At 35.0% G+C, this 19,593-nt stretch carries 10 protein-coding genes; 9 read left to right on the top strand and 1 reads right to left on the bottom strand.

Going from position 1 to position 19,593, the window contains the following annotated elements; translation table 11 throughout:
* Positions 1–14 precede the first annotated feature (14 nt).
* The 3 genes from IWX83_RS05015 (at position 15) to IWX83_RS05005 (ending at position 3,312) form a co-directional block, all read left to right on the top strand.
* On the top strand, positions 15–1,304 hold the full coding sequence (locus IWX83_RS05015; RefSeq protein WP_196828074.1) for a glycosyltransferase family 4 protein: 1,290 nt from the start codon (positions 15–17) through the stop codon (positions 1,302–1,304).
* 41 nt (positions 1,305–1,345) lie between these two features.
* Positions 1,346–2,806 carry a lipopolysaccharide biosynthesis protein gene (locus tag IWX83_RS05010; RefSeq protein ID WP_196828072.1) on the top strand — a complete coding sequence of 487 codons (1,461 nt, stop codon included), beginning with the start codon at positions 1,346–1,348 and terminating at the stop codon, positions 2,804–2,806.
* 206 nt (positions 2,807–3,012) lie between these two features.
* Positions 3,013–3,312 carry a hypothetical protein gene (locus IWX83_RS05005; protein WP_196828070.1) on the top strand — a complete coding sequence of 100 codons (300 nt, stop codon included), beginning with the start codon at positions 3,013–3,015 and terminating at the stop codon, positions 3,310–3,312.
* Positions 3,313–3,317: 5 nt separating this feature from the next.
* Here IWX83_RS05005 and uvrA read toward each other — a convergent pair whose 3' ends face one another.
* Positions 3,318–6,101, bottom strand: a complete 2,784-nt coding sequence (gene uvrA, locus IWX83_RS05000) for an excinuclease ABC subunit UvrA (protein ID WP_073351640.1) — start codon at positions 6,099–6,101, stop codon at positions 3,318–3,320.
* Between the two features lie 187 nt (positions 6,102–6,288).
* On the opposite strand from uvrA, the gene IWX83_RS04995 reads away from it, so the two are divergent.
* The 6 genes from IWX83_RS04995 to bglX all read left to right on the top strand — a co-directional run bounded on the left by IWX83_RS04995 (position 6,289) and on the right by bglX (position 19,591).
* On the top strand, positions 6,289–9,090 hold the full coding sequence (locus IWX83_RS04995; protein ID WP_231379824.1) for a triple tyrosine motif-containing protein: 2,802 nt from the start codon (positions 6,289–6,291) through the stop codon (positions 9,088–9,090).
* 236 nt (positions 9,091–9,326) lie between these two features.
* Positions 9,327–12,386 carry a TonB-dependent receptor gene (locus IWX83_RS04990; protein ID WP_196828068.1) on the top strand — a complete coding sequence of 1,020 codons (3,060 nt, stop codon included), beginning with the start codon at positions 9,327–9,329 and terminating at the stop codon, positions 12,384–12,386.
* Positions 12,387–12,397: 11 nt separating this feature from the next.
* Positions 12,398–13,876, top strand: coding sequence for a RagB/SusD family nutrient uptake outer membrane protein (locus tag IWX83_RS04985; protein WP_196828066.1), 1,479 nt, complete (start codon positions 12,398–12,400; stop codon positions 13,874–13,876).
* Between the two features lie 18 nt (positions 13,877–13,894).
* A complete protein-coding gene (locus tag IWX83_RS04980; RefSeq protein ID WP_196828063.1) occupies positions 13,895–15,490 on the top strand; it encodes a PKD domain-containing protein in 1,596 nt (531 codons plus the stop codon).
* Between the two features lie 88 nt (positions 15,491–15,578).
* The gene (locus IWX83_RS04975) at positions 15,579–17,222 is read left to right on the top strand and encodes a family 16 glycosylhydrolase (protein WP_196828061.1); all 1,644 of its coding nucleotides are present in this window, start codon (positions 15,579–15,581) and stop codon (positions 17,220–17,222) included.
* A gap of 68 nt (positions 17,223–17,290) precedes the next feature.
* Positions 17,291–19,591 carry a beta-glucosidase BglX gene (gene bglX / locus IWX83_RS04970; RefSeq protein WP_196828059.1) on the top strand — a complete coding sequence of 767 codons (2,301 nt, stop codon included), beginning with the start codon at positions 17,291–17,293 and terminating at the stop codon, positions 19,589–19,591.
* Positions 19,592–19,593: the final 2 nt, after the last annotated feature.

The raw sequence follows: 19,593 nt of genomic DNA, 5'->3' as shown, positions 1-19,593 counted from the left end.
ACAAATCCTTGAACTTGAAACCGAAGAAAATTTTAATAATTACCTATTATTGGCCACCGGCGGGCGGGCCAGGTGTGCAACGTTGGCTTAAGTTTGTAAAGTATTTGCCAGACTTTGGCGTTCAGCCTATTGTTTATATTCCGGAGAATCCTACGTATCCTATTGTTGATGAAAATTTGGTTCAAGAAGTTTCTGATAAAGCGATTATTCTGAAACAGACCATTTTTGAACCCTATCAATTGGCTTCTTTTCTTTCGAAAAACAAAACAAAAAAAATCAGTTCAGGAATTATTCCAAATCAGAAAAAGCAATCTTTTTTAGATAAAACGTTTCTTTGGATTCGCGGGAATCTTTTTATTCCAGATGCGCGTGTTTTTTGGGTGAAACCCTCGGTTGCTTTTTTGGAACAATACATTATCGAAAATAATATTGATACCATAATAACATCTGGACCGCCTCACAGTTTACATCTTATTGGATTAGAATTAAAACAAAAATTAGATTTGAAATGGTTTGCTGATTTCCGTGATCCTTGGACTACTATAGGCTATCACAAGTCTTTGCGTTTGTCCAGTTTTGCAGCTAAAAAACATAAAGCACTGGAAAATAAGGTTTTGAATACAGCCGATACTATTATTGTCACTAGTAAAACGACTAAAACGGAATTTGAAGCGATTACACGCCAGCCTATTGAAGTGATAACAAATGGATATGATACGGAACAAGTTGCAAAACAGACTTTAGATACTAAATTTAGCTTAGCACATATTGGTTCCTTTCTATCTGAGAGAAATCCTCTGATTTTATGGGAAAGTTTGGTTGAACTGACACAAGAGATTCCAGATTTTAAATCACATTTAGAAATAAAACTAATCGGAGCAGTTAGTCAGGAAGTTTTGGAAACGATTATGCATTTTGGATTGAATCCGTATTTGAATAATTTAGGATATCTTTCGCACGTAGAAGCAATTGCACAGCAAAGGAAATCGCAGGTTTTATTGCTGATCGAAATTGATTCTGAAGACACAAAGAGTATTATTCCTGGTAAATTGTTCGAATATATGGTTTCGAACAGACCTATAATTGCCATTGGCCCAAAGGATTCTGATTTTGCCGAAATCATCAACAACACGAACACCGGCGTCTTCCTCAAGTATTCCGAAAAAATGAAATTAAAAAGTGTAATTTTGGAATTTTATAATCAATTTTTAGAGGGGAAGTTACAATCAAATGGAGTGGGATTACAGCACTATTCACGAAAGAACTTAACCAAACAATTGGTTTCGTTGCTAAACAAAATGTAAATTAGAAGTGAGGTTGATTATAACTTCACAAAAAGATAATAATGGGAATAGTACTAAATCAATCTTTAAAGAATACAATAATTACCTACTTAGGTTTTGGAATTGGAGCAATAAATACACTTTATTTATATCCCATTTTTTTAGGTGCTACGTATTATGCTTTAACTAATTATATACTTTCTGTTGCTAATGTAATCATGCCTTTGTTTGCAATAGGAATGCAAAATACATTAGTTAAATTCTATTCTCAGTACAACACTGACGAAGAACGATCTCAGTTTTTGTCTTTTACTGTTTTGTTTCCGTTACTGCTCTCCATCCCGTTAATTTTTATAGGATTTATTTTTTTTGATGATATTTTAATTTTTGTATCCAAGAAAAATCCAGTCGTTAAGGATTTTATTTGGCTCATTCCATTTATAGGACTGTGCATGGCCTATTTCGAAATTTTTTACGCTTGGGCCAGAGTTCACATGCACTCGGTTTTTGGTAATTTTATCAAAGAAGTAGGTTTGAGATTGTTTTCCTTAGTTGCGTTGATTGGGGTGTACTATAATTGGATTACTGTGGTAGATTTTGTCTACATCACAGCTGGAATTTATTTTTTGGCGCTGTTGATCACCATGGCGTACGCATTTTATATTAAAAGGCCCAGTTTTCAAATTACTGTTCCAAAAAATGCAAAAGGTTTATTGGAATATACTTTCTACATTATTTTATCAGGAAGTGTGGCTAATTTGCTTTTGGATGGCGATAAAATTATGCTGAACCAATATATGGTTATTGAAAACATTGCCTATTATTCGATAGCAACCTTTATTGCATTAGTGATATCAGTTCCAAGTCGTGCAATGCACCAAATTGTATACCCTATTACCGCTAAACTGATGCATGATAATAAATTTAGCGAATTGAATGTGTTATATAAAAAGACATCAATCAATTTACAAGTGGTAGGTGGTTTTGTAATGTTAGGAATTTTTGTAAATATTAATCAGTTGTATGAAATTGTACCAAAAGAATACAGCGGTGGAATATTAGTTGTTTTTATGATTGGATTATCAAAATATTTTGATTTGATATTAGGAAATAATAATGCAATCATTTTTAATACAAAGTATTACCGTGCTGTTTTATTTTTAGGCGTTTTTCTAGTAGTTGTAGCGATTGGTTTGAATGCAATATTTATTCCTCTATACGGTATTATGGGGTCCGCATTTGCTACTTTGGTGTCAATTACGTTGTACAGTATAGCTAAATTGCTTTTTGTGGTCAAGAAATTGCATTTGTATCCATTTACAAAGCAAACCCTATATTCGCTCGGAATCACATTTGTTTTGTTCCTTTTATTTTATTTTTGGGAATTTCCCTTTAATCCAATAGTATCTATAGGTTTAAAATCGGTTTTAGTTACCCTTACTTACATTTATATTAATTACAAATTTGTAATTTCCGTTGAAATCAATGAAGCTATTGATTTGGTTTTAAAGAAACTACGATAGAAGATTTGTAGTTCTGGAATTAATATGCAGTAAATTAAACACTTTATTATCGGATATTTAGGATTTAATTTTAGTTACTACTGTATGATAATAATTGAAATATCACTAAAAGTGGGTATTGTATGATTCTAAATTTGCTTTTATTTTTGTCCTTGTTGTTTTTAGAAATAACAAATCAAAAATGTGGATTAATTATCATAAGTAACATGAAAACAAACGATACTATCTTGGACGAGAATTTAATGAAATTTTCGTCGATTCTCGCCAATAAAACTAGCAACGGCTTTGTAGTTTTGGAACGAAATGACAAGTTGCCGTATGCCGTTTTATTAAAAAAGAAAAAAAAAGTAGACCATTTTTTTAATTTTGTTATTTTTTGTGCAACTCTTGGTCTTTGGTCAATTGCTTGGATTTACATTACACAAGTTTCATCAAAGGCTAAAAAAATCCTAATAGCAATTGATGAAGACGGAAATCCGTTTGAAGAAAAATGTTATATGGGGTAATGCTCTTATAATTTATCTATCAAATAGTGTCCAGTAACTGAAGCTTTTATTTTTGCTACCTGCTCTGGAGTTCCCACTGCTAATAGTTTGCCACCATTTTCTCCACCCTCAGGTCCTAAATCAATAATCCAATCCGCACATTTTATTAGATCCAGATTGTGTTCTATCACAATTATCGAATGTCCTTTTTCGATTAAGGCATCAAAGGAAGTTAATAGTTTTTTGATATCGTGAAAATGCAATCCTGTTGTAGGTTCGTCAAAAACGAAAAGTGCTTTGTCCTTTGTAGCTCCTTTTACTAAGAAGGAGGCTAACTTGATTCGTTGCGCCTCGCCACCTGAAAGCGTAGACGACGATTGTCCTAATTGTACATATCCTAATCCAACATCTTGTAGCGGTTGTAATTTTTGAATGATTTTAGCCTGTTTGTTTGCTGTAAAGAAAGCAATAGCATCGTCAACAGTCATAGTGAGAATATCATGGATATTTTTGCCTTCAACGGCTACTTCCAGAACTTCTTTCTTAAATCTTTTTCCATTGCAGGTTTCGCAAGGCAATTGCACATCGGCCATGAAGACCATTTCCACATTAATGGAACCTTCTCCTTTGCAGGTTTCACATCTTCCACCATCAACATTAAAAGAAAAATGTTTGGCTTGATATCCTCTTATTTTTGATAATTTTTCTTTAGCGTATAATTCTCTAATGTCATCATACGCTTTAATATAAGTAACAGGATTAGAACGAGAACTTCGGCCTATTGGATTCTGATCGACATATTCAATGTGTTTTATTTGTGAAAATGATCCAGACATTTCACTGAATTGTCCCGCTTTTTCGCCCACATTTTCCAGTTTTTTCTGCATTGCTGGGAATAATATTTTCTTGACAAGCGTGCTTTTTCCACTACCTGAAACTCCTGTAATTACAGTCAAAACATCCAATGGAAAGGTGACATCTATATTTTGAAGATTATTTTCTCTGGCGCCTTTTATTTCGATATAATTCTTAAATGGTCTTCGTTTTTTAGGAACTGAAATCTCTAAATCTCCGTTCAAATATTTAGCAGTAAGCGATGTCGATTTAAGAATTTCATCAAATGTTCCTTGTGCTACTAAATGACCGCCTAATGTACCCGCTTCGGGACCAATATCGATGATCATATCCGCTGCCTTCATAATATCCTCATCATGTTCCACAACAATAACTGTGTTCCCTAAATCTCGAAGTGAAAGCAATACTTTTATTAAACGTTCCGTGTCTTTTGGGTGTAAACCAATACTCGGTTCATCCAAAATATACATCGATCCCACTAAGCTGCTCCCTAGCGAAGTCGCTAAGTTTATGCGTTGCGATTCTCCACCAGAAAGGGTTGATGAATTTCTGTTTAACGTAAGATAATCCAAACCAACTTCAGTTAAAAATGCCAGTCGATTGTTTATTTCAAGTAATAAACGTTTGGCGATTTGCTTTTCATAAACATCTAACTCAATGCTATTAAAGAAACGAACTAAATGTTTAATTGGTAAATCAACTAAATCAGAGACTGTCTTAGAATTAATTTTCACATAAGAGGCCTCGATTCGCAAGCGTTTTCCTTTACAGGAATAACATTTGGTTTTCCCGCGATAGCGAGAAAGCATTACCCGATTTTGTATTTTATAATTTTTTTCTTCTAATTCTTTGAAAAAAGTATTCAGACCTTGAAAATATTCATTTCCGTTCCAAATCAATTCTTTTTGCTCTTCGGATAATTGAAAGAACGGTTTGTGAATGGGAAAATCAAACTTGTAAGCGTTATTTACCAATTCATCTCGAAACCAACTCATACTATCACCACGCCAAGGGAAAATAGCGTTTTCATAAATAGATAAAGTAGTATTGGGGACCACTAATTCGGCATCAATTCCTATAATATTTCCATACCCTTCGCAAACGGGACACGCTCCATAAGGATTATTGAAACTGAACAAATGAACGTTTGGTTCCAAGAATGTAATACCGTCTAATTCAAAATTATTAGAATAAGAAAACTTTTTATCGGAGTTTAATTCTTGTAAATGGCAAATTCCTTTTCCTTCAAAAAAAGCGGTTTGCACTGCATCGGCTAATCGATTGTAGAACTCTTCTTCCTCTTTAACTACAATTCGATCGATAATTAGAAAAATATTTTTTTTGCTGAGTGAATCTGGTAAATCATCCAAACGAACCATTTCATTATTTACTAATATTCGAGCAAAACCTTGTTGCAATAGCACTTTTAATTTGTCTTCCAGTTTTCTTCCTTCTTCCAAATGAATGGGAGCGAGGAGAAGCCATTTACTTTCTAAATCAAAAGTTTTTACATCAGTGACCACGTCAGTTACTGTATTTTTTTTGACTTCTCGTCCAGAAACTGGGGAATAGGTTCGTCCTATTCTAGCAAACAATAATTTTATATAATCGTAGATTTCTGTTGAAGTTCCTACAGTCGATCTGGCATTAGTCGTGTTAACCTTTTGTTCGATAGCAATTGCGGGGGCGATTCCCTTAATGTATTCTACTTTTGGTTTGTCTAATCTTCCAAGAAATTGTCGGGCGTAAGACGATAAACTTTCTACATAGCGCCTTTGTCCTTCGGCATACAGTGTGTCAAATGCCAAACTTGATTTTCCAGAACCTGAAAGTCCGGTAATAACCACTAACTTATTTCGGGGAATGGCGACATCTACATTCTTTAGGTTATGTACTTGCGCACCTTTTATGATGATATTTTTCTTTGGATCTAATTTTGAAAGGTCAACTTGCATAAAAATGATAATTTTTACAAAAGTAATCAATTTTGAACGGACTAAAAGAATTGAACAACTCACAAATATTGATTAAAAGAGCGGTAGAAATATACTTTTTCCTTGTAGTATAGTTTTTATTTTTTCTATCCAATAAATAAATACTATTTTTAAGATTATTTTTGGAATAATTAACATCGAAATACCATTGAAAACAAAACTATACATTTTTATTTTTTTACTGTCTTTTACTGCTTTTTCTCAAGAATTGCCACCAATTATTAAATACTCCTCTTCTACGTATGGCGCGGGAAACCAAAATTGGATGATTTCTCAAGATCAAAACCATTATGTTTTCTTTGCTAATAATGAGGGACTGTTAGAATTTAATGGCGCGGTGTGGGAGTTATATCCATCGCCAAACGAAACTATTATTCGTTCGGTAAAAGTGATTGGAAACAAGGTTTTCACGGGTTGTTACATGGAATTTGGTTTCTGGACGCGAAAGGCAAATGGCAAGCTTAAATACGTTTCACTGAGCAAAACAATAAAAAGTAAAATTCTTGATGATGAACAATTTTGGAACATCTTAAATTATGATCAATGGGTGATTTTTCAATCCTTGAATCGGATTTATATTTATGATTCTAAAACAGGAGGGTTTCAAATTATTGCTCCTAAAAATAATATAACCAAATCGTTTCGAACAAAAAATGCGCTCTTTTTTCAAACGATTAATGAAGGGCTTTTTGAAATTGAAAGTGGAAAAGGACGATTGGTTTCTGACAATGTAATTTTACAAACGAATAAAATCGTAAATATTTTCGCAATCGATGAAGGCCTTTTGATCCAAACCCAGAGCAACGGATTTTACAAACTCATAGGGACTGTATTGACTAAATTTTCTACAGAAGTTGACTCAGAGTTGGCGGCAAGCAGCGTGTACAGTAGTCAGTTACTGTCAGACGGAAGCTTTGCTTTAGGAACGGTTTCAAATGGGGTTTTTATCGTAAAAAATGATGGAAAAATCAAATACCACATCACTCAAAATAAAGGTTTGAGTAATAATACGGTACTTTCTTTATTTGAAGATGCCGATAAAAATCTTTGGGCAGGTTTAGACAACGGAATCAATTGTATTAATCTGCAATCTCCAATACAAAGTTTTGTTGATGATACAGGAATTTTAGGAACCGTATATACATCCAAATTGTACAATGGCAAACTGTATGTAGGAACTAATCAAGGTTTATTTTATAAAAATTATCAGACTAATGATGAATTCAAGTTTGTAAATGGTACTAAGGGGCAGGTTTGGTCTTTGTTTGAATACGATGGTACACTTTTTTGTGGTCATGATTCTGGAACCTTTGTAATTGAAAATACGATTGCAAAAAACATATTTTCAGCATCAGGAACTTGGAAGTTTGAAACAGTCCCCAATCAAAAAGGTATTTTACTTCAAGGAAATTATTACGGAATGTCAGTCCTTACTAAAATCAATAATCAGTGGAGTTTTAGAAATAAAGTAGCCGGATTTGATTATTCCTCCAAATATTTTGAAGTCACAAATAGTTTGGAAGTTTTTGTTAGTCACGAATACAAAGGAGTTTTTAGGTTACAGTTGGATCCAAATCTATTGAAAACAAATCCTTTTAAAACTTATAAAACACCTACAAAAGGGAAAAATGCCAGTTTGACTAAATTCAATAACACCATTTATTATGCTAATAAGGAAGGGATCTTCAAATTGAATGACAAGACAAAACAATTCAATAAAGACAAGTTGTTGAGTTCTATTTTTGAAAAAGAGGAGTACACATCGGGAAAATTAATTGTTGATAATTCAAATAAAATATGGCTTTTCTCGAAAAATTACATTCATTATTTTTCATTAAGTAAATTAAGTAAACAGCTGAAACAAAATATAATTCCAATTCCCGCTTCATTGACTAATTCCATGTTAGGTTATGAAAATATTACCCAAATTTCGAACTCTAACTATTTGATTGGAACTACTGATGGGTATTATATTCTAAATCTTAACGATTTGAGTTTTAAAAACTACACAGTTTTAATTACTGATGTGATGACAAATAGGCAAAATGAAATTTTTAAAAATCAAACTATTTTAAATGAAGGTCGTTTTCACTACGATGAAAATAACATCACTATTAATTACACCGTTCCAGAATACAATAAATATATAAATGCTGAATTTCAGTATTTATTAGAAGGGTTTCAAGAAGATTGGAGTGCTTGGAATGCAAAAACGTCGGTAAATTTTAAGAATTTGCCATCAGGTGATTACACGTTCAAAGTACAAGCTAAATTTGCTAATGGTACTTTGAATGATGCCGTTGTTTATTCGTTCCGAGTTGAAAAGCCGTGGTATTTGGTTAATCTTGCGCTCTTTATCTATTTTATTTTCTTTCTTATAATGGCTCGACTTATTCACAAAACCTATAAAAACTACTATCAAAAACAAAAAGAAAAACTGATAGAAGAGAATAATCTATTATTAGAAATTAAGGAGCTTGAAAACGAGCAAGAAGTAATGCGAGTTAGAAACGAGCAGCTTTCTTTAGATGTGGATACTAAAAATAGGGAGTTGGCTGTCTCTACTATGAGTTTAAATAGTAAAAATGAACTGCTAGCTTTTATTAAAGATGACTTAAAGAAAACAACGGACGATGGGAATCGAAGTATCAAATCGGTTATTTCTACCATCAATAAGAATATTTCAGAAGGGGATAGCTGGAGTGTTTTTAAGGAAGCTTTTGACAATGCGGATAAAGATTTTTTGAAAAAAGTAAAGCTAGCTCATCCATCCTTAACTCCAAATGATCTGCGATTGTGTGCCTACTTAAGATTAAATCTTTCATCTAAAGAAGTGGCTCCTTTGTTAAATATTTCGGTTCGAAGTGTTGAAATAAAAAGATATCGTTTGCGTAAAAAAATGGAGTTATCGCATGAACAGGGGCTTGTTGAGTACATTTTATCTGTATAGTTTTCTTCAATTCTCAAAAATAAAACTATACATTACCACAACAATACCGTTATTGTTATGGTTTTTTTTTTTTATAAGAAAAGCAAGTATCATAATTTCTTCTTAATATTCAATACTTTTTTCAGTATTGTAAATTAAATACCAAAATTTTTGCATTGTATGTTTTTTGTTGAGGTTCTTTTTGATTTATTATTAATGGTTCCTATTAATTTTATAATTCACAAAAAACATAAATTATGAAGTCAAACTATCTACTAATCCTTTTTCTATTTCTATCCTCTTTTGGTTTTGCCCAAGGATATGATGTTGGAGGAGTTGTTAAGGAAGCAGGTTCTGGTTTACCTATACCGGGAGTAAATGTTCAAGTTAAAAATTCAACAATTGGCACATCGACAGATATGGATGGTCGTTTCTCTCTAAAAGGAGTTGCTGCTGACGCCACACTTGTCTTTACTTACATAGGATTTAAAAATACGGAATATAAAGTTGTAGCTAGCAATAGTGCGCTTTCAATTTCGTTGGAAGAAGATTCGAAAGTATTAGATGAAGTAGTGGTGATTGGATACGGAACTCAGAAAAGAAGAGAAGTAACAGGTGCAGTTTCTGTTGTGGACAGTAAAACTTTAGAGGCTTTAAAACCTGTAAGAATTGAACAAGCTTTACAAGGAACAGTTTCTGGGGTGAACGTGACTACTACCTCAGGCGCTCCTGGAGCCGCTTTGGATATTCGTATTAGGGGTATTGCCACCAATGGGGAGAATAGGCCCACCACTATAATTGATGGATATGTGGGAGAGTTGGGATTGTTAAATCCAAATGATGTAGAATCTATCACAGTTTTAAAAGATGCTCAAGCAGCTATTTATGGTACTATTGGTGCTAATGGGATCATCCTTATTACCACTAAATCGGGTAAAAAAAACTCAAAAGCTAGAATCAGCTATAATTCCTATACCGGTTTTCAGGAAACGTCAAGAACATTACCGACATTGAATGCTACCGAATACGCATTATTATTAAACGAAAGCTATGCTAATGGAGGCAACCCAGTTCCTTTTCCTAATGTTTCTGGTTTAGGTAAAGGGACAAACTGGCAAAATGAGGTTTTTAGTACCAGTGTCCCTATTATCAACCATGATATTTCCTTTTCTGGGGGATCTGATAAAATTACGTACGCCGTAAGTGGTTCTCATCTGGATCAAGAAGGGATTATTGGCGAAAGTAAATCTGGGTTTTTAAGAAATACCGCCAGAGTCTCGTTGGGAGCAGATGTTTCAGAGAAATTGAAATTGAAAACGAACGTAATCTATACTTATTTTAATAGAAAATCATTAAATGAAAATGGTTTAGGTTCTGTTTTATTTAATGCTTTAAATACGCCCTCTACATTATCACCTTATGATGCCAATGGCGATTTTACAAAAGTGCCGACAAATACTGGGTTGGGAATAGAAATTATAAATCCATTAGCCCAAATGGCTAATACTTATAATGATTATAACTTTAAAAAAGTAAATGGTAATTTTGGATTGGATTATAAAGTTTTTAAAGATTTTACAATTTCGAGTTCTATTGGTTTTAATACTTCAAATAGTGAATCTAAATCGTTTGCCAAACAAATTTTGTATTGGATAAATCCTTCGGATAAAGTATTTGATGTTTTGAGAAGTTCGGTTTCTCAAAGTGCTATTAATGATAATGATTATTCTTTTGATTTATTCGGAACGTATACTAAGAAAGTTGCTGAGGATCACAATATAACGGCCACAATAGGAAATACTATTTTTAAGCAGTTTGGAAACGGATTGTTTGCAACTGGATTTGATGTTCCTTACAATTCATGGGAATTTGCAGATATAGCGTTGACAAAGGGTATTTCTGAAACAGTTCCAAACAGTTCTTACAATTATGACGAAAGAAGACTTTCTTATTTTGCAAGAGGGCAATACGATTATAAAGGAAAATACCTTTTTTCAGCAATGATTCGTCGTGATGCTTCGACTAAATTTGGTCCTGGGAACAAAGTGGGGTATTTTCCATCGTTCACGGCAGGTTGGGTAATTTCAGATGAAGGATTTTTTGGAGAAGACAAAATAATCAACTTCATGAAGTTGAGAGGGAGTTATGGTACTTTAGGAAATGACCAAATTCCAAATAATGGGTATATTTCTCAATTGAGCGGAGAGGCAACTTATGTTTTTGATGATGTTTTAGTGAATGGTTTAGCAACGGGCCAAACTCCAAATCCAAATTTGAAATGGGAAGAGGCTAGAAAATTTGATGTTGGTTTAGATTTTAAACTACTACAAAATAAAGTGTCTATAGTTGCAGATTATTTTATTGATACCAGAGCTGATTTATTAATCCCTTTTATTCCTGTTTCTGGAATCAACGGAACTGCAGCTCCAGGGGCAGCTTCACCAACAATCAATGCGGGAACGGTACGAAATTCAGGTTTGGAGTTCTCCATCGATTACAAAAATAAATTCTCTGATAATTTTTCGATGAGTGTTGGGTACAATGTTACTTTCCTTAAAAATGAAGTGCTAGAAGTAAATAACGGAATAGGATATATTGAAGGTGGTGCATTTGGCGTAGGTCAACTCCCTCCTTCAAGAATGGAAGTGGGCAAGCCGATAGGTTATTTTTTCGGATATCAAACGGATGGGATTTTTCAAAACCAAGCTGAAGTTGCTGCACATCCATCTCAATTAGCCCTTGGTGCAGAGGCGAGTCCTGGTGATCTTCGTTTTGTGGATGTCAACGGAGATGGAATCCTTGATCCTAATGATAGAACTAGTATTGGTGATCCAATTCCGGCAGCGACAATGGGGTTCAATTTGCAAATGAATTACAAGAACTTTGATTTTGCAGTCTATACTTTTGCCTCTGTGGGGAATGATATGGTCAGAAATTACGAAAGAAATCTTACTGATGTGAATCGCCTTAATTATGTTCTGGATCGCTGGACAGGCGAAGGAAGTACTAATTCTACTCCAAGAGTCACTACGGGTGCAACTGGAAATTCAACTTTCTCTAGTTATTTTGTTGAAGATGCCTCTTATCTAAGAATCCAAAACATGCAGTTAGGCTATTCATTAGATCCTAAATATTCTGAAAAAGCGGGAATCACTAAAGTTAGGTTGTATGCAGGGGTAAACAATTTGTACACGTTTACAAAATACAAAGGTTTTGATCCAGGCGCATCCAATGGATCTCCAATTGGCGGTGGAATTGACTATGGTTTTTATCCAATTCCAAGAACCTATTTGTTAGGTTTAAACATTAATTTTTAATTCGTATAAAAATGAAAAAGTATCTATTTATTACCCTAATAACAACAATTGTACTCTCTACTATAACCATTTCTTGTAGTGATGATTTTGTTGACCGACCTGTTGAATATTCGATTGATTCGGAGAATTATTTTAACTCAAAATCCGATTATGACAATGCTTTAATTGCTTCTTATGATTTGTTGCAATCTACTTATCTTAATGCTTTATTAGGCGAAATTGCTTCAGATAATACGTTGGCTGGTGGCGAAAGTCAATCCGATACGCCCGGTTTTCAGCAAATTGACAAAATGATTCATACTCCTGTGAACAGTAATCTTAAAAATTTATGGGACTGGATGTTTGCTGGAGTTCAGAGAACGAATTACATTATGGAATTTAAAGACAAAACTGATTTTGAAGGCAAAAATCAAGTACTTGCAGAAACACGTTTTCTAAGAGCGTATTATCATTTTGAATTAGTAAAATGGTTTGGTGGAATTCCCATGAAAGGGGATGCACGATTCAATCCTGGTGACGAAAAAGTAATTCCTCGCTCTTCTATTTCAGAAGTTTATGCTTCAATTGAAGCCGATTTAATTTTTGCTTCCGAAAACTTATCTGCTACAGCGGCACAAAAAGGAAGAGCAACTAAAGGCGCTGCTTTAGCATTACTAGGGAAAGCCTATTTATATCAAAATAAATATCCACAAGCAGCAACCACTCTTGAAAGTTTAATTACGGCATCTCCTTATTCACTGGTTTCAGATTACAATACTATTTTTGAAAATGCAGGAGAGAATGGTCCGGAATCAGTTTTCGAAGTTCAATATACAGATGTTGAAGGTGCCGGATTTGGATGTTTCCAATGCAGTGAAGGAAATATAGCCGTAGGTTTTAGTGGACCAAGAAATTATTCAGGTGATTTATTTACGTCTGGTTTTAGTTTTAATGTTCCAACTCAGAAAGTCGTGAACGCATTTGAAGCTGGAGACAGAAGAAAAGCGGTAGCAATTTTAGACATAGAAGCTTGGGCTACTGCAACAGGCGCTACTTTTGGAAAGGGATATGAACATACTGGTTTTTTTAACAGAAAATACATTCCAAGAAAAAGACGTTCCGAAGCCCAAGGGGATTTAAATCTAACCAATCCAAATAATTACAGAGCGATTCGATACGCAGATGTTCTTCTGATGGCTGCGGAAGCCTACAATCGCGGTGGAATTGATGATGCAAAAGCAAGAGGGTATTTGAACCAAGTTCGAAGACGAGCTTTTGGAGACTTAAATCATGATATCTCCTCTTCTGGAGCTGCGTTGACTGACTTTATTTTGGCAGAAAGAAGAGTAGAATTAGTTGGTGAAGGCCACCGTTTCTTCGATTTAGTTCGTGCAGGAAAAGCAGCACAGGAAATTACTGGATTTAAAGCCAATAAGAATGAATTATTTCCAATTCCATTGGAAGAGATTCAATTTGCTAATGGAAATTGGGCACAAAATCCTGGATATTAAAACTAATATGATTTATATATGAAAAAGTTAAAATTAATACTAAGTATTTTTGTTCTAACGTTCTTTTTAGGATGTTCAGACGAAAACAATGATGTGGATTTGGACGGCGTGAAGGCTCCTTTAAATATAGCTGCATTGACAACCATAACTCAAGATAATTCAGGGAATGTCACTTTTTTGCCAAAAGGGGAAGGAGTTACCCAATTTGAAATTTATTTTGGAGATGCGACTACAACGCCTGCTTATGTAAATCCTGGTGGAACTGTTACTCATAAATATAGAGAAGGTAAGTATCAAGTAAAAATTGTAGGTGTAACGATCAATGGTAAAAAAACAGAAGCGATTCAAGAAGTTACCGTATCTTTTCTAGCCCCAACAAATTTTGAACCTACCATAACTATAGGCAGTAACCTTTCGATTAATGTAACTGCTAAAGCAGAATTAGAGACTTTCTTTCAGGTTTATTTTGGAGATGTAGCTAATGAAGTTCCGGTTGATTTTATGGAAGATGAAGTGATTACACACACCTACTTAAATCCTGGAACATATCAAGTAAGAGTGGTTGCCTTAAGTGGCGGTCTTGCAACAACAGAAAAAACACAGGCAATTACCGTAACTAATTTATTTGCAGCACCTATTCCTACGATTCCTGCGGCAAATGTAATTTCCATGTTCAGTGATAGTTATACAAATGTTGCTGTGGATACTTGGAGAACTTCTTGGTCGCAGGCTAACCTTGAAGATATTGACATCAGTGGCAATAAAACTAAGAAATATAGTGCCTTGAATTTTGTAGGTATCGAAGCGACTACAACTCCTATAAATGCATCAGCTATGACATTTTTTCACCTAGATATTTGGTCCTCGGATTTAACAGAATTTAAAGTTAAGTTAGTCGATTTTGGAGCTAATGGCGCTTTTGGCGGAGGTGATGATAAAGAACACGAAATCACAATTTCAAACCCTGAAAAGGAGAAATGGGTGAGTTTAGATCTTCCGTTAAGTACCTTTACCGGATTGACAACTCGCAGTCATATTGCACAATTAATTTTAGTTGGTGCTCCCTCAGGAAATACTACGGTTTATGTAGATAATGTTTTCTTTTACAATCAAGCAGGATCTATAACTGCAGCTCCAACACCAACTGTAGCGGCTTCTAAAGTGATTTCTATGTTCAGTGATGTCTATACAAATGTAGCGGTTGACACGTGGAGAACTTCTTGGTCTAGTGCCACACTTACGGATTTAAGCATCAATGGAAATGCTACCAAAAAATACAGTGCCCTTGATTTTGTTGGTATAGAAGCAACAACAACTCCTATAAATGCAACAGCTATGACCCATTTTCATACGGATGTTTGGTCTTCCGATTTCACAGTATTCAAAATAAAATTAGTTGATTTTGGCGCGAATGGTGCTTTTGGTGGTGGTGATGACAAAGAGCACGAGGTAACGATTACCGCTCCTGCAAAAGGATCGTGGGTGAGTTTAGATATTCCTTTAAGCACTTTTACAGGGTTGACCACACGTGCTCATATTGCACAGTTGATCTTTGTAGGAGCACCATCTGGAAATAACACTGTTTATATTGATAATGTTTATTTTCACAACTAATAAATCGGATAAAGTAAATTCATGATAAATTTAAAAGGATTGGATTTCAATCGATTATCACAACTGGATTTTTAAAAAAATAGTAAAAATGAAAAAAATAATAATAAACATAGTATCCCTTTTTGTCCTTCTTTTGATGGTCAATTGCCAGGAGGATAATTTAGGTTTTGGAGCAATAGATACTCCTGCCAACCTCCAAGTTGCAGTAGAAATAACGGGCAAGTCTGTTGCGTTTCCGAATGGAGATGGCTCGGGAAAAGTAAAATTTTCTAGTACGGCGGATAACGCTATTTCATATAAGTACATTTTTAGCGATGGAACTTCTCAGAATTCACCTAGTGGGATTTTGGAAAACACTTTTGCTACACCAGGTACAAATACATACACAGTTACTGTAATCGCTTCTGGAGCGGGAGGAGTAGCTACCAATATGACTTTGGAAGTAACTGTTTTCAGTGATTTTAAAGATGAACAAGCGGTACAATTCTTAACTGCTGGAACGTCCAGAAAATGGTATTGGGCGCAAACTGAGCCAGGACATTTAGGAGTTGGTCCAAATGTTGCTTGGTCAGATCCAACTTTTGGAACAAAAAATTATTACCCAGATTTCTATCAAGCTAAAGCTAATGAGAAATCAGCTACGTGTTTGTATAATAGCGTAATGACTTTTTCTCTTGTTGGTCCAATAATGAAATTTGAATTGGATAACAAAGGACAAACGTATTATAACGGTGCTTTCAAAGGTGGTGGTGAGGATGCTTGTTATGACCTAAACACTAGTGGGTTAAAAACAGTCACGTTGAGCAAATCCGAATCTTTCGTAACTAAGAATCCAGATAGTGCAACTCAAACCAGAGGAACTGTAATTAATATCGCAGATGGTGGTTTTATGGGGTATTTTGTTGGAACTAGTTCTTATGAAATCTTATCAATTACTGATAATAGAATGGTAGTACGCGTAATTCAATCTGGAAATCCATTTTTAGCTTGGTATCATACTTTTACCACTTCGCCTCCAGGTGCAGCTGTAACGCCAACTCCTACAGTTGATTATACTGTTTTGAAATTTTCTGATGAATTCAATACTGACGGTGCTCCAGATCCTACAAAATGGGGTTATGACCTTGGTGCTGGCGGTTGGGGGAATGGTGAAGCACAAACGTACACTAGTGCTGCTGATAATGTAATTGTTCAAGGTGGAAGTTTAAAAATTACTGCTAAAAAGGTAGGAACAAGGTACACTTCTACAAGATTAAAGACAGAAGATAAATACGAATTTACTTATGGTAAAATAGAGGTCAAAGCTAAACTACCAGTAGGTGGAGGAACTTGGCCTGCAATTTGGTCCTTAGGACAAGATTATAAAACAAATGCATGGCCAAATTGTGGTGAAATTGATTTCATGGAGCACCGAGGAAATACTCCGAATGTAATTCATGGTTCCTTGCATTATCCGGGGAATTTTGGTGGAAACGCAAATACGGCTACCACAACCATAGCAAATGCGTCAAGTGAATTTCATATTTACAAAACAATTTGGAGTCCCACCTCAATTCAGTTTTATGTGGATGATAAGTTATTCCATTCTTTTGCTAACAGTAGTTCAGTACCTTTTAACAGTGATTTTTTCATGATTTTGAATGTGGCAATGGGAGGAACTTTTGGTGGAGCTATTGATCCTGCTTTTACTCAATCTTCTATGGAGATTGATTATGTGAGGATTTATCAATAAAATAAGGAATTAATATAAAAGGGTCGGAATTTATTTCGGCCTTTCCAATATAATAAAAATGGATAAAGATGAAAAATAAATCCCTGTTAGCATCATTTGCTATAGCAGCTCTACTAGTTGCAGGTTGCAGTAATAAAATCTTGAAATCGCCTGTTGCTTTTTCCAAAGAAAATGTTTTAGAAACTAAAGTGGATTCTGTACTTCAACTGATGACTTTGGAAGAAAAAGTAGGGCAACTCAATCAGTACAATGGTTTTTGGGATATCACAGGTCCGACACCAAAAGAAGGTCAGGCAGCAAAAAAATACGAGGACTTAAAAAAAGGTTTGGTTGGATCAATGCTAAATGTAAAAGGAGTTAAAGATGTAAAAGCGTTGCAAAAAATAGCGGTAGAACAAACCCGCTTAGGGATTCCACTGATTTTTGGATTTGATGTGATTCACGGATACAAAACAATCAGTCCAATTCCGTTAGCCGAAGCGGCAAGTTGGGATTTACAAGCGATAAAAAAATCAGCTGCAATAGCCGCTGAAGAAGCAGCTGCTGTAGGGCTAAACTGGACTTTTGCGCCTATGGTTGATATTGCCCGAGATGCCCGTTGGGGTCGTGTGATGGAAGGCGCTGGTGAGGATCCTTTCTTAGGAAGTAAAATTGCCGTAGCTCGTGTACAAGGTTTTCAAGGCGAAGATTTAGCGGCGACGAATACTATTTTGGCTTGTGCCAAACATTTTGCAGGATATGCTTTTGCAGAATCCGGGAGAGATTATAATACCGTTGATATTAGTGAAACCGTATTGCAAAATACTATTTTTCCTCCATTCAAAGCAGCTGTTGAGGCTGGTGTTCGAACATTTATGAACTCTTTCAATGAACTAAATGGTATTCCCGCAACAGGAAATGCTTACTTGCAAAGAGAAGTTTTAAAAAGAGATTGGAAATTCGATGGTTTTGTAGTGTCTGATTGGGGTTCGATCAACGAAATGATTCCACATGGTTATGCGAAAGACAGTAAACAGGCAGCTGAAATAGCTATTAATGCTGGTTCCGACATGGATATGGAATCCAGTGCGTATGTGGAACATTTAGTGGCGTTGGTTAAAGAAGGCAAAGTCAAAGAAAGTGTTATTGATGATGCGGCAAGACGTATTTTGAAAGTAAAATTTGAATTGGGTTTATTTGATGATCCTTATAAATACTGTGATGAAAATCGCGAATTGGCAACTGTTGGAAAAACAGAATTTCAAGAAGGAGTTCTGGATATGTCCAAAAAATCAATTGTACTTTTGAAAAATGAGAAGGAGTTATTGCCTCTTAAAAAATCAGGTCAAAAAATTGCATTAATTGGGGCTTTGGCAAATGATAAAACGAGTCCATTAGGAAGTTGGAGAATCGCTGCTGATGATAATACAGCCATTTCAGTTTTGGAAGGATTGCAAAAATATCCTGGGAATCAGCTTACTTATACCAAAGGAGCTGATGTAACAGAAGGAAGAACGCAATTCGTTTGGGAAACCAAAATAAATATGACGGACAAAAGTGGATTTGCTGAAGCGATAGCCGTTGCAAAACAAGCGGATGTAGTAGTTATGGTTTTAGGAGAACACGGTTTGCAGTCCGGTGAAGGTAGGAGTAGAGCTGATATTGGTTTGCCAGGTGTGCAACAAGAATTATTAGAAGCAGTATACAAAGCCAATCCAAATGTGGTATTGGTTTTAAATAACGGTCGCCCATTAGCGATTCCTTGGGCTGATGAAAATATTCCTGCCATTGTTGAAGGATGGCATTTAGGAACACAAAGCGGTAACGCTATTGCTCAGGTTTTGTACGGTGATTACAACCCAAGTGGGAAATTACCAATGACTTTTCCTAGAAATGTGGGTCAGCTTCCACTATATTACAATTATAAAAATACAGGAAGACCGGTCATGAATGCGCCTGAAAGTGTATTTTGGTCTCACTATATTGATGAAAAGAATACGCCTTTATATCCCTTTGGTCATGGACTTAGTTACTCTAAATTTGATTACTCTGATTTGCAACTATCATCCAATTCTTTTGCTAAAAATGGCAAAATAGAAGTTTCTGTAAACCTGAAAAATTATGGCAAAGTTGCTGGAAAAGAGGTCGTTCAATTATACATTAGGGATTTGATAGGAAGTGTCACGCGTCCCGTTAAAGAGTTAAAAGGTTTTGAAATGATTGAATTACAGCCTAACGAAACCAAGAAAGTGGTGTTTACAATCGATGAAAAAACAATTGAGTATTTCACAGCAAATAGAAAATGGGAAGCAGAAGTTGGAGATTTTAAAGTATTCATCGGAGGTAGTTCTGTAACAAAATTGGAAGGCAATTTTCAATATTCTAATTAAAC

This window comes from Flavobacterium sp. CG_9.1 (genome assembly GCF_015751645.1).
Classification (GTDB): Bacteria; Bacteroidota; Bacteroidia; order Flavobacteriales; family Flavobacteriaceae; genus Flavobacterium; species Flavobacterium xanthum.
The sequence above is the reverse complement of the archived record's forward strand: the minus strand, read 5'-3'. Positions and strand labels throughout refer to the sequence as shown.